The organism is Flavonifractor sp. An9 (assembly GCF_002161245.1).
Classification (GTDB): Bacteria; Bacillota; Clostridia; order Oscillospirales; family Oscillospiraceae; genus Flavonifractor; species Flavonifractor avicola.
Map to the genome: position 1 here is coordinate 1 of NZ_NFHC01000019.1, position 12648 is coordinate 12648.

The 12648-nt window shown below is 56.0% G+C and carries 13 protein-coding genes; 1 reads left to right on the plus strand and 12 read right to left on the minus strand.

Annotated features, from left to right (window positions below; genetic code table 11):
• Nucleotides 1–202 precede the first annotated feature (202 nt).
• The 9 genes from B5G40_RS11865 to B5G40_RS11905 form a co-directional block, all read right to left on the minus strand.
• Nucleotides 203–1183: a helix-turn-helix domain-containing protein gene (locus tag B5G40_RS11865; RefSeq protein WP_006572698.1), complete on the minus strand. Its 981-nt coding sequence runs from the start codon at nucleotides 1181–1183 to the stop codon at nucleotides 203–205.
• 18 nt (nucleotides 1184–1201) lie between these two features.
• Nucleotides 1202–2584, minus strand: coding sequence for an ABC transporter ATP-binding protein (locus B5G40_RS11870; protein WP_087270305.1), 1383 nt, complete (start codon nucleotides 2582–2584; stop codon nucleotides 1202–1204).
• A complete protein-coding gene (locus tag B5G40_RS11875; protein WP_087399743.1) occupies nucleotides 2578–3273 on the minus strand; it encodes an energy-coupling factor transporter transmembrane component T in 696 nt (231 codons plus the stop codon). The genes B5G40_RS11870 and B5G40_RS11875 overlap by 7 nt, the downstream gene beginning before the upstream one ends.
• A gap of 1 nt (nucleotide 3274) precedes the next feature.
• Nucleotides 3275–3874: an MptD family putative ECF transporter S component gene (locus B5G40_RS11880; protein ID WP_006572695.1), complete on the minus strand. Its 600-nt coding sequence runs from the start codon at nucleotides 3872–3874 to the stop codon at nucleotides 3275–3277.
• A gap of 137 nt (nucleotides 3875–4011) precedes the next feature.
• Complete coding sequence (locus B5G40_RS11885) at nucleotides 4012–4836, minus strand: class I SAM-dependent methyltransferase (RefSeq protein ID WP_087399744.1); 825 nt, start codon at nucleotides 4834–4836, stop codon at nucleotides 4012–4014.
• Between the two features lie 24 nt (nucleotides 4837–4860).
• Complete coding sequence (locus B5G40_RS11890; protein WP_087399745.1) at nucleotides 4861–5676, minus strand: class I SAM-dependent methyltransferase; 816 nt, start codon at nucleotides 5674–5676, stop codon at nucleotides 4861–4863.
• 41 nt (nucleotides 5677–5717) lie between these two features.
• A complete protein-coding gene (locus B5G40_RS11895) occupies nucleotides 5718–6410 on the minus strand; it encodes a class I SAM-dependent methyltransferase (protein ID WP_087399746.1) in 693 nt (230 codons plus the stop codon).
• An 18-nt stretch (nucleotides 6411–6428) separates the two neighbouring features.
• Nucleotides 6429–7214: a ZIP family metal transporter gene (locus B5G40_RS11900; RefSeq protein ID WP_087399747.1), complete on the minus strand. Its 786-nt coding sequence runs from the start codon at nucleotides 7212–7214 to the stop codon at nucleotides 6429–6431.
• 287 nt (nucleotides 7215–7501) lie between these two features.
• On the minus strand, nucleotides 7502–7981 hold the full coding sequence (locus B5G40_RS11905) for a hypothetical protein (RefSeq protein ID WP_087330326.1): 480 nt from the start codon (nucleotides 7979–7981) through the stop codon (nucleotides 7502–7504).
• A gap of 156 nt (nucleotides 7982–8137) precedes the next feature.
• On the opposite strand from B5G40_RS11905, the gene B5G40_RS11910 reads away from it, so the two are divergent.
• Complete coding sequence (locus tag B5G40_RS11910) at nucleotides 8138–8368, plus strand: helix-turn-helix domain-containing protein (protein WP_040411886.1); 231 nt, start codon at nucleotides 8138–8140, stop codon at nucleotides 8366–8368.
• 90 nt (nucleotides 8369–8458) lie between these two features.
• Here the strand turns inward: B5G40_RS11910 and B5G40_RS11915 are convergent, their stop codons facing one another.
• The 3 genes from B5G40_RS11915 to B5G40_RS11925 form a co-directional block, all read right to left on the minus strand.
• Nucleotides 8459–10189 (minus strand): ABC transporter ATP-binding protein, encoded by a 1731-nt coding sequence (locus B5G40_RS11915; RefSeq protein ID WP_087399748.1) that lies wholly within the window; start codon nucleotides 10187–10189, stop codon nucleotides 8459–8461.
• On the minus strand, nucleotides 10186–11934 hold the full coding sequence (locus tag B5G40_RS11920; protein ID WP_087399749.1) for an ABC transporter ATP-binding protein: 1749 nt from the start codon (nucleotides 11932–11934) through the stop codon (nucleotides 10186–10188). The genes B5G40_RS11915 and B5G40_RS11920 overlap by 4 nt, the downstream gene beginning before the upstream one ends.
• A 75-nt stretch (nucleotides 11935–12009) precedes the next feature.
• Nucleotides 12010–12639 carry a TetR/AcrR family transcriptional regulator gene (locus B5G40_RS11925; RefSeq protein WP_006572684.1) on the minus strand — a complete coding sequence of 210 codons (630 nt, stop codon included), beginning with the start codon at nucleotides 12637–12639 and terminating at the stop codon, nucleotides 12010–12012.
• Nucleotides 12640–12648 lie beyond the last annotated feature (9 nt).

Consider the following 12648-nt stretch of genomic DNA (forward strand, 5'->3'; position numbering starts at 1 on the left):
ACCATCTGGCTGGCCGCCGTTTTAATTTTGAGATGCTCAGCGGCTTGATTTTGTATTGCATTTTTTCGCCTCCCTAAAAATCTGAAATTTCTACTTGACTTTTATTAGCAGGTCTTTCAAAAAATAGGGCATGGTGAGACATCTCTCACCATGCCCTATTGTATCGGTTCTTACCCGTGCTTGCCGCTCCGCACAGCCAGCGTCACTCCGTTTCGTCAGGAAAAGAGAGAACGGGATTCCCGCCGCCTCGCCGGTATTCCAGCGGAGTTTGTCCCTTCACCGCCCGAAAAGCCGCGGCAAATTTGCTGGAGCTGTCATAGCCCACCGCTCCGGCGATCTCTGTAACGCTGGCCTCCGGTTCTTTCCGAAGCAGCAGAGCCGCCCGATCCATCCGCAGTGCCCGCATATAGGTGTTCACCGGACTGCCATATACACTTTTGAAGCAGGCCTTCATGGTGGTCAAAGGGATCTGGTACTGTCTGGACAGAGCCTCCAACGTGATATGCTGATCCAGATGCTCCACCAGATAGGAGCGGATGGCCTTTACCGTTTCCACCTGGGAACGGTAAAAATATGGTTTTTCCGTTCCGCTTCCCAATTCCAGGGCGTCGAGATACAGCAACAACTCCAGAATCTTTACCCGAAAGTAGGGCATTTTGATCCGCTCCGGTACGGTACACAACTCCTGAAAAATGTGATCCACCGAGGGTGCTCCGTGAATGACCCGTGGCCGGGCATCCGGGCAGAATTTCTGCTGGATGGCAGCCAGATCCAAAGGATAGTCTCCCGCCAGACGAGCCAGCTCCATGGGGATCATGGACAGGTCAAAGCACATGGAGATGCCATGATAGTGGGACAACGGGAGAGAAAAGTATCCTTTGTGCTTCAGGCGGCGATCCACTTTCAGGTCACCTGCCTCCACATAGGAGAACGCATCGTTGCCCACAGCGTATTCCATCCGGCCCTCCCGGCAATAGTCGATGCAGAGGAGATCCTGTCGGGTTTCAAAAGAGGAGTCGCAATAGGCCATGTGGAAATCGTTATACAGGATGGTAGCGCCGGGGAACACCTCATAGACGGTCATGGTTCCCTCGCCGCTCTCATTTCGCAGCTGATAAACGCTGCACCCACCACTCTTGGCCAAGAGGCACAGATCCGGTTGGCTGTCCTGTAAAAATGCCACTGCGGCTCAGCTCCTTTCTCAAAGTTCCAGGACTCGATCACAGGCGCACTGGAGAAATTCGCGGTCATGTGTCACCACCAGAACCACCCGCCCCTCGTCCGCCAGTTCCCGTGCGCAGCGAGCCACTTCCTGCATTCTTGCATAGTCCAGACCACTGGTGGGCTCGTCGAATACCAGCAGCGGCTTTTGGGACAGCATGGCGGTAGCCACCGCCAAACGCTGTTTCTGGCCGCCGGAGAGAGACATAGGGTGCTTTTCCCGGAACGCAAGCAAATGGAGCCGCTCCAACACCTCCTGGATGCGCTGGTCAGAGAGTCCTTCCATAGCCAGCCGACACTCTCCCCATACGCTGTCGGAAAAGAGCTGATGGTTCACATCCTGCATGACGCAGTAGGCAATCCGCTGCCGCTGCTTCGCACCAAGGATGCGGCCGTTGAGGCGGATCGTTCCGGCACTCTCCCGCATCAGGCCGCACAAGCAGCGGGAAAGGGTGCTTTTTCCCACGCCATTGTCACCCGTGACGGCCAGCACCTCTCCCGGGCGGGCGGAGAAGGAAAGGTTTTGAAATACCGGCGGCTCCCGCTTGTACCGGCAGCTCAGTCCCTCCACAGACAGTCCATCCTGTTCCCCCGCGGCGCGGGAGGGCGGCAGAGTCACCTGAGTAGGCGTGAGCGTGCGAAGACCCAGAGCGATCCGTTCTGTCTCAGCCAGCCGCCGGAACTCTGCTCCGCTCCAACTTCGCTCCACAATCCCATCCCGCAGATAAACGGCCCGATCTATGAGGTCCGCCAGAAAGTATAGCCGATGCTCCGCAATGAGAATGGTGTGCCCCTGACGTTTCAGGTATGCGATTTGATCATGGAGCCGGTTAATGGTATCCCGATCCAAATTAGCCGTAGGTTCATCCAGAATATAGAGTTCCGGCCTCATGGCATAGACCGAGGCAAAGGCCAGCAGCTGCTTTTCCCCGCCCGACATGGCAAAGATGTTCCGCCCCCTCAACCGCTTCAGATGCAGGCGGTCGGTGGTATCATCCAGCCGACGGAGGATCTCGCCCCGGGCCACACCCTGGTTTTCCAGGCCAAAAGCCAGCTCGCTGTCGGAATCCAGATTGAAAAACTGACTTTTGGGGTTCTGGAAAACAGACCCCACCTGCCGGGCCAGTTGGTAAAGAGGCTGTTCCCGCACCGGTGCGCCGTTGAGCAGAACCTGTCCGGTCAGCGTGCAGTCCTCTGTAAATGCCGGGATCAAGCCGTTGACCAGCTTGGTGATGGTGGTTTTTCCGCAGCCGGAAGCGCCACAGAGCAGGATACACTCGCCCGGTTTGATGGTCAGATCAACATGGTTGAGGGTGCCCACATCTTTTGTATAGGAAAAGGATACATCCTGCAGCTTTACCATGGAAACACCCCCAATTTGACCGCCAGGAGGGCAGCAGTCAACCCCACGCCCACAAGGAACGCGGCGCCGTCCACCGGCGAGGCCCGCAGCTCCACCAAACTGGTCTTAGGCGCCGGGTCCTCGATCCCTCGTGTCACTGCCGCTGCGGACAGCTCCTCCGCAGTGCCGGTAGCGGAGACCATCAGGGGAACCATGATCCCCTCCAGTTTTGCCAATCCCCGGATGCCCCGCAACCGCATCGCATCCCGGATATAGCCTGTCTCTTCCCGAATGGCGGGAAAGTACCGCAGCGTCACCGAGACGGCCACAATCAGCCGCTGAGGGAAGTGGATCTTCCTCATTCCAGCCACCAGATAGGGCATAGGCGTCCGGCGAAGCATCAGAAAGCCGATCATCAGGCAGGGCATCATCCGGCGGGCATAGTTAGCGAAAATGGAAAAGCTGGTAGCAGCCCATCCCGGCGCGGCCGGCAGAATCCAGTATTGCAGGCACAGGATTCCTCCGAAGATCAAGATGCTTTTCCCCACCATGGCAAAGCAGCGATGGAGCAGCATCAGGAGCAGGAGAAAACCGATCCATATCATTTCCATCCAAAAAGGTTGCTCACTAAAGGCTGCCAGATTGGCGAAAACCAGCAGAGCAAGACCCACCCTGGGGTCGAACACCAAACAGCGCCGTGCCTCCTCCATGTTACAGAATCCCCGCCTTCTCAAAGTGCTTGCGGAACATTCCCTTGGCCAGCAGGATACCCAGTATCGCTCCTACAATAGGAGCCCCCACCAGAACCACGATCATACCCGGGGAGGTCAATGCTGCCAAGGTAGAGACATAGGCTTCCGGCATTCCCTGCTGGCTGATCTGCGCCAGAAAACTGTCCCGCATGATCCAGACAGGCAGCGGGGAGCCGATCATCCCCAGCGAGAAAAACACGTAAGCCAGAGCATTACCACGGAAAGACCGGTAATGGCTACAGATCCGGCAAAGCTCCGCCAGGATGCAGCTCACCGCAAAAGCAATGAGAATCACCACCGTAAATTGGCCAGTAACAAAGTAGATCAAGGCCGTAATAAAGCCCATCAGGACCACTGCGCCGGTCTTTGGCACCTTAGTACACATCATCAGGAATGGGATACCCGCAAATACGGCGATCAGGCCAGGCATCAAGATCCAAAGCAGGGGATGCAGACCGCTGAGAAGCATAAAAGCAAAGTTGATGACAAAGTAGATGGCGGAGAAAATTCCCACCGTAATGATGTCCTTTCCCGTCATCCCTTTTTTCTGCGTGTTCATGATGTACCGCTCTCCTTCAACATAGTTAGATTATGCTAACCGTTATTTCTGAGAAAAGGCGCTCAGCGCGCCCCTCCTTACTGAGTATAGCGACACATCGCCGTTCTTTCTGCTCCGATTGGACGACTTTATCCCGTTTAGTCATGGAATTTAGCGCTGTGACAGAGATGTACCATCTTCACCATACAGAATCGGTCCGAAACTGCCATGCTGATCTTGGTGGACAGCTTCAATCCGGTTCGGGGGATATGGCGGTAATAAGGCTCCTCAGCCAGCACCCTGACCCCACTGCCGATTTTTCCGGCCAGCACCGATGCGGAATCCACATAGAAAAACATCTGCGCATCTCCGTGGCCCACTTGCTTCATGTACTTTTTCCGCATCATGGCCATACCGCTTTTACTCACGGAGTCAAAGACGATTTCAATCTCTCCAAACCCCGTGAGCATCCGCAGGAGTCCCACAACCTTGCTTTCCTCAAAATAGTGGAACAGGCCGCCAGCGGTGACCAGAATAGGAGCATCCGGCACATCAGCGCGGATCTGCTTGATCCAGTCCTCGGCAAAGGCATCCCCGGCGAGGTAAGTCTCCCGCTCCGGCTCCGGCAGCAGCTCTCGCCGGTACTCCACCACATGGGGCAGATCCACGGCATACCAGTGCGACCTTCCATTGTCGCAGCGGTAATAGACCGTCTCCAGGCCACAGCCGAGCTGGACGATCACACCGTCCGGCCTGCGCTCCAGAAAGGCCCGGATGATCCGGTCCAGATTGGCAGACCGAGCGGCGGAAGCCAGCAGGGTATACTGACTCAGGCGGCCCTGCGACAGCAGCTCGGGCGGCAGCTTCTCCTTCAGCTCCAGCGCCTTCCCATCGTATAAGATCTGCGGGCAGTGCTCACTGGCATAGAGCCTGCCCAGCATGGGGACAAACAATGTGTCCTCCACAACGCCCAACTTGGACATGGTCAGCCCTCCCGTTTTGACGAATTACTTTCTGCCGACAAGCAGCTGGGAAGATCCCAGCATCATCATGGCAGCCCGGCGGTGGGAGCCGAAGGCTTCTTCTGCGGTATCAATGAGCCGGACATCCTGATAGCCCATCTCCCGCAGCTTTTGCGCAAAGGCATCCATATCGCCGTACAGCTTGGGCTTCATATCATCGTTCAGAGCAAAGACGCCTCCTTTTTTCAGCACCCGCAGGCTCTCCAGCAGCAGCTTGTGCATATCGGCTCCCATGACATTGTGGTAGACATAGTTGCTGATGACCGCATCAAAACTCTCATCGGGGAAATCCAGATGATTGGCGTCGCCATGCTGGAATACACACCGGGAGGCCACACCTTCACTTGCGGCGTTTTTCTCACAGAGGGCCTTGCTGTAATTGTAAACAGCTCCCCAGTAGTCCATGCCAGTGACCTTTGTCTCCGGCCAGGTCAGGGCCGCACGGATCGACAGGGCCCCGGAACCGCATCCGACCTCCAAGAGACTGCCCTGGCCGTCATAGTCCAGGTGAGAGAGAACGACCCGGTGAACCTGTTCCATGATCCCGCCACCGCCAAAGGCATACTGACGCCTGATCCATGTGATCCAGACCAGCAGGGCCACCAGCGCCGCCGCAACAACAGAGAACAGAATACCGAGAACCGTGATGTGGAACACCGAAAAGGAGAGTACGGCCAAAACTACGGCCAGAGCCGTGATACCGCCAATAATATAGAACACGGGATTGGACATCCAGCTTCCGTAGTCTTCGCCATGGCTACCGAGACGAATTTCTGCTTGTTGATTACGCTTTTGCTGCATTTGATTTTCCTCCTGTTGTTCAATATTTGTGTACAATTCGTTTACGGGTGTTTCTCCTTCGCCTTCCGGCAGACAAAAGAGGCTATGCCCTGAACGGTGCGAACCTTTGCCGGCCCGAATGTTTCCTCCAGACGATGCCGCAGGCTCTCCGCCGTCTCAAAGGGCGGGGTGAACCAGCCCTTTGGCACATACAGCCTGCGGACCAGCCAGTCCGTGCGGCGGTTTTGCCCCCTCACATAGAAGCAGCCGCAGAAGATCCCGCCTGGCCGCAGTACACGAAAGATCTCACGCCAGGCGGCCTCCTTATCCGGAAACGCATGAAACCCGTTGAGCGAGAGCACGATGTCGAAACTGCCATCCCCAAAAGGCAGCGCCCCAACATCCCCCTGCTGAAAGCGCACATGGGCAAGTCCCTCGCCCCGGGATTTTGCCCGCTCCAGCATCTCCGGCGAGTAGTCCAGGCAGGTGATCTCCGCCTCTGGCATTTCCCGGTAGAGGGGCATGGTCAGGATACCGGTACCCACGGGGACTTCCAGCAGCCTCCCGGAAAACCCCTCCGGTATCCCGGCAAGGGCGGCGCAAAGGTAGTCTTGGGTTTCCGCCCGGCCCATTCCCCATACCAGGCGGCATACTGCCCGGCCTGACAGGGTGGAACAGGTGATCATGCCATCATAAAATGTCCGTTTGCCTCCCAATCCCCGGTAGGCGTTTTGAATCCGCTCTTCTTGTCCCATTTTTTCACCTTCACTCACTCAAGCACCCAGCGCCACATCCAGCGTCATCATGAGGGTAAAACCGACTGCAAACAGAATAGTCCCTATATTGGAGTGCTTTCCCACTGACATCTCCGGGATCAATTCTTCCACTACCACATAGACCATCGCTCCGGCGGCAAAGCTCAGGGCGTAAGGCAGTACCGGAACCAAAATCCCCGCCAGAAGGATGGTCAGAATCGCACCTATGGGCTCCACTGCGCCGGACAGCGTCCCATACAGGAAGGAGCGGGATTTGGAGACCCCCTCCGCTTTCAGGGGCATGGAAATGATCGCGCCCTCCGGGAAGTTCTGAATGGCAATTCCCAGAGAAAGAGCCAGCGCCCCCGCCAGCGTGATACCGCTGTCTCCGTAGAGCCACCCGGCATAGACCGCCCCGACCGCCATTCCTTCCGGAATATTGTGCAGCGCCACAGCCAAGGTCAGCATGGTTGTTTTTCCAAGACTGCTTTTGATGCCCTCGGCCTCCGCGCTGCCGAGGTGCAGATGCGGGATCAGCCGATCCAGCCCCAGCAAGAAAAAGATTCCCAGCCAGAAACCCACAACGGCGGGGACAAAGGACCACCGCCCCATGTCCGCTGCCTGCTCCATCGCGGGCAGCAGCAGGCTCCAGATGGAAGCCGCCACCATGACCCCCGCCGCAAAGCCGGTGAGCGCACGCTGTACCATCTCACCCAAATTGTTCCGCATAAAAAAGACGCAGGCCGCCCCCAGCGTCGTCCCGGCAAAGGGAATCAGTAGCCCTTGCCATAGTTCAATCGGCATATTCTCCTCCAATCTTGCCGCAGTGGTTTTCTGCAAAGTCGATCCGGATGATTCGGAGGCACATCGATCTGTCGGTCAGCTTTGCCAGTGGCTAACAGGTGCAACCGAACACTGTATAAGAATCTCCGGTACAGAGCCCTTATCAATTTTACATTTTTCCATAGTCGCCTTTCAAAAGGTATGATACTCTATGCTTGATTATAGTTAGCTATCGCTAACCAGTCAAGTCATTTTCTGTTAGGGACAGTTAATTTTCCTATCAGCTGTGTAGAGTGTTACGCAAACTCTCACCCGCAACCTTCAAAGTGTGCGAGATTCAGGATTTCTTTTTTCTTTCTCTGGGCGTAACGCAGAGTTTGATATGCTCCGCCGCTGGAATGATCCACACAGAATACCACAAGGTCGCTTCGATCCACCATCTGCCGGTTGCGAATCTGAATGGCACCCTTCGGATGGCTGCCAGCGGCGGCGCTGCACAGTTCAATTTCATCATAATATGCTTCAAAGTTCTCCAAATTGTCCCGCAGCTCTGCCGTCGGATACGGAAGTACCAAAATCAGGGCGCTATTGTCATCCCGCACACGGCGCTGTTGGCGCTTGACGGCAGAAGAAACAATCTGATCAAAGTCTCCGTTACGGCCAACCAGAAACTCCACATATTCCTTTTCCAAAAGCAATGTGTGGATCAGCGACTCCACACGCTCTTCCGCTTTCCAAAATTCCGGAACGGTCCGATGTCCAAAAAAACTGACGGTAAATAGATCCATGTCGTTCTCGTTGGCATTTTCTGACCAACAGCTCCCTCAAGTAAATGTTTCACCTCTTATCATATATAAACATTTACTTGAAGTAAATAATCCTCTAATTGGTTTCAATTATATTTTACCTATTCTGTTGGTAGCATAATGTCGGGAGGTGAAGTGATGCAGACAGAGTTTCCGGAACGATATATCACTCTGGGTTTAAAAATCGCCTATTACAGAAAAAAGGCGGGATTGACGCAGGAGGTTCTTGCTGAACGGATCGGAAAAAGTGTTAATTTTGTCGGCCAGGTAGAAGGAACAGGAACAATTCGGGGTGTATCCTTGGAGACCCTGTTCAAAATCGCCCAAGTATTGAAGATTCAGCCCTCCAAACTGTTGGAGGACGACTGATTAGCATTGTAAAAAGAAAGCGAGTGCTGCCACCGGGGATATATCCGGTGACAGCACTCCTCATTTATAACGGTTTAGGCGTTCCTTCTCTCAGAGCTTCCACTGGCCGGACTCTTTACGGCCGGATACGAACGCTTGATACAAGCCCTCCTGGGCCATGAGCTGGCTGTGGGTGCCCCGCTGAACGATCTGTCCGCCGTCCAGCACCAGGATCTGGTCGGCGTTGCGGACCGTCTTCAGCCGGTGAGCGATCATCAGAATGGTCTTATCCCGGGTCAGGGCTTCGATGGCCTTTTGCAGCCGGTCCTCATTCTCCGGGTCTACATTGGCGGTAGCTTCATCCAGAATCACGATGGGAGCATCCTTCAGGATAGCCCGGGCAATGGAGATGCGCTGCTTCTCGCCGCCGGAAAGACTGGAACCGCCCTCACCGATGACGGTGTCATAGCCTTGGGGCAGGGTGAGAATGAAGTCGTGGCAGCAGGCCTTCTTCGCCGCGGCCACCACCTCCTCGTGGGTGGCATTGGGGCATCCAAACTTGATGTTGTTTTCCACCGTGTCAGCAAAGAGATAGACCTTCTGAAATACCATGGAGATTTGATCCATCAGGCCCTCCAGGGTATAGTCCTTCACATTCTGACCGCCCACCAGGACGGCGCCACTCTCCACATCCCAGAACCGGGCGATGAGATTACACAGTGTGGTTTTCCCGGAGCCGCTGGGGCCCACGATGGCGGTGGTGGTTCTGTACGGGATGGTGAAGGATACATCCCGCAGGATGGGCCGCTGGTCATAAGAGAACGAAACATGGTCGAAGGTAATGCCGTGATCCCTGGGCGTGCCAACCCGACCGGTCTCTGCCAGCTGGGGCATGGCATCCGTCTCATCAGCATGGGCCATGCAGCTGCTGACGATACGCAGCAGGGACATACCGCTACCCGCCGAGGAGATCTGAGCAAAGACCAGGAAGGACATGATGACCACCATCAGGGCGTTGGCCAGGATCATGGTCCCGGAGAGATAGAACCATACCGCTGAGAGCATCATGGCCACGCTTCCCAGCTGGAGCGCGATCCCCTGCGCCATAATATAAGGGGTGAACATCTTTTCGATGTTCAGGTTGCTGCGGCAATTGTATTCCAGGGCTTCCTGCAGGGTACGGTCGCCCCGTCCGGTGAGGTTGAAGGACTTCACCACGCTCATGCCCTGCACATATTCCAGCACCGCCTCCACCAACTTGGCCTCGGACTTCTGACGGTGCGGGGCGAGGGCGGCGGATTTTTGCTCCATGGCGGAGGTGATGAACAAATAAACTGCTGTGGCCGCCACCACAATGAGACCGATCCGCCAGTCAAAAATCAGGATCATCACCGTAAAGACCAGAGCGTTGAGCATCCCGCCCAGCATGGTCACCAACACCATGGGGGCCACAGTCTCCACATTGTCCAGTACAGTGGTGCAGACCCCGGTGAGCTCTCCCAGGCTGTTGTCGTTGAAGTAGCCCATGGGGACGGATTTCATCCGCTGCCCGATGGCCACGCGCTTATTGGCCGCCATGAAGTACCCGGCGTGGGTCTGCTGGAGTTGGGAGAAATACTTGGTCACGGCGCTGCCCAGAATACTGACTGCCAACAGCCCCAGCGCCTGCCACGCCGTGGCATGGCCGGTTTTTCCATCCAGCAGAGCCAGGATGGTGTAGTAAATGGCGGCGATCTCAAACATATGGAACACCGCGTTGAAAAAGCAAGCGATCACCGAGCGCCGGATGTTGCGCTGTTCCTCACCGGCAAACCGCCAGATACCTCTGAATGTCTCGATCATACCGTTTCTCCCTCCTTTACACCCATGTGAGCCTGCCACAGATCGGCGTACAACGGGCAATGGCGCAACAGTTCTTCATGTCTGCCCTGTGCCTCGATGCTTCCATCCTTCACCACCACGATCTGATCTGCGCCGGTGATGGTGGACAGGCGGTGGGCAATGACGATGACCGTCTTACCCTCCACCAGTTTTGCCACTGCCCGCTGGACCACCGCTTCATTCTCCGGATCAATGTAGGCGGTGGCCTCGTCCAGAATCACCACAGGGGCGTTTTTCAGCATGGCCCGGGCGATAGCGATACGCTGCCGCTCTCCTCCGGAGAGATGGGCGCCTCCGCCGCCCACCCGGGTGTCATAGCCATGATCCAACTGGCGGATGAAACCGTCGCATCCGGCGGCTTTGGCGACTTGTTCCACTTCTTGATCCGTGGCATTTACCCGGCCCATACGGATATTTTCCCGGATGGTATCGTCAAAGAGGTAATTGTCCTGAGAAACAAAGGCCACCTGGTCATAGAGTTGTTCCAGCGGGATACGGCTTTCCTCCACGCCGCCCAGGGTAATGCGGCCCTCGGTCACATCCCAGAAACCGGCGATGAGCTTGGCAATGGTGGACTTGCCCGAACCGGAGGGACCAACCAAAGCGGTGAGGCTGCCGGCCGGAATGGTGAGGGAGATGTTGTGGAGGATCTCCTTGTCCTGGGCATACCCAAAGGAGACATGATCCAAGGCGATATCCGGTCTTCCCAGCTGTGCCGGCTGTGTTCCGTGATCCTGCTCCGGCTTCAGGAGGATCTCGTCCACCGAACCTACGATGGTACCCACCTTGGCAAGATTATCCACAAAGCCCATGGCGGCAATGAGAGGTCCCACAATGCTCATGGACAGGATGATGGTGGTGAGAAATACCTCTGCGGACAAGCTGCCGTCCGTGTAGAAGATCCAGCCCACAGGCAGCACCGTAATAAGCGTGGTGGGAGCGATGGCATAGGCCAGCGCCATTCCAAACTGGCATTTCTTCATCCAGTTGTAGTAGTAGGCAGCATTGGCCCGCACCCGGGAGGAGAACTTCTCATAGGAGTTCTTTCCCTGATTGAAGGCCTTGATGACCTCAATGCCGCCGATGTACTCCACAATGGTCTCGTTCATGGCCTGGGTCGTCTCCACCGCACCCTGATAGTCCTTGCCATAGCTGCCCATGATGGCCATCATAAAAGCCATGCCCACAGGAATGGACACCAGGCTCAGCAATGCCATGCGCCAGTCCAGCGTAAACAGATACACGAGAACGCATACCGGCGCCAGCAGATTGGAGGTCATCTCCGGCAGCAGGTGGGCCAGTGTCGTCTCCATACTCTCCACCTGATCTACCACGATCTGTTTGAGCCGTCCGCTGGAGGTGTCCAGAATGTCTCCCAAGGGTAAGCGGGGCATTTTGGACAGAACCATCTTCCGGATGTCCCGCAGGATCTGGAAGGTGGCCTTGTGGGAGAGGGAGAGCGCCAGATTGTAAAGCAGAGTTTTGGCCAGATAGCCACCAAGGGCCACCATGCACCACAGAAGATAGAAGTTCCAGTCCCGCTGCCCGGTGAGAAGCGCTACCAGGATACGCCCTGCCGAGAGATACGGCAGCAGACCCCCCAGCAGGACACCCGCCACCGCGCAGAAGATGGCGGCAATCAGGCCACCGTGATGATCCTTGCCCAGCTGCCACAACCGCAGCAGTGGGCTTTGTGTTTGCTGCATAAATAAGCCTCCTTTAGTTAGTTATTGCTAACCTTTGGTTCTATGAAAAGGCCGCCGGAAAAGCGGCCTTTTGCACTACCGGAAGTTTTCAGGATGAAAAATCGTTTCAAATCCTGCCATGTGATAGCGGTTGAGCTGGCGGACATAGTGGAGCGCCCGGGCCTTATCCATGCGGTGCCGCACCGGCTCAAACATTCCGTTGAAGTAGGCGGTGGTAACGATATGGATCAAGTCCTCGGTGACCTGACCGGAGCGGACGCTCTCACAGCCGATGACCTCCATGTATTTGTAGGTGTAACTGACTTCGATCTCCACCAACTCGTCAATATAGTGGGCATATTCCGTCCCGGCGGCCCGGCGGAGTAGCAGTTCAAACTCCGGCAGGTGCTCATAGATGTAGTCAAACAGTCCCTCCTGGGCATGGGCGGTGTAACGCCCCATCTCCTCCTGCTGGGTTGGGCCGTCAAACTGGTGAAAAGACTCCTGAATCTCCAAAAAACGGCGCTTCAGCTCTCCCGCGGCAGGCTCCACCAGGGCCCGGAACAATCCCGCCTTGTCAGTAAAGCGGGTATAGATGGAGCCGGTGCTGGTTCCCGCCGCTTTGGCGATGTCCCGCAGGGAGGCCAGAGCAAAGCCTTTTTCCAAAAATTCCTGACGGGCGCAGCGGAGTACATTTTCATAGACCCCTTCGATCTGCTTTGCCATGGTATCGCC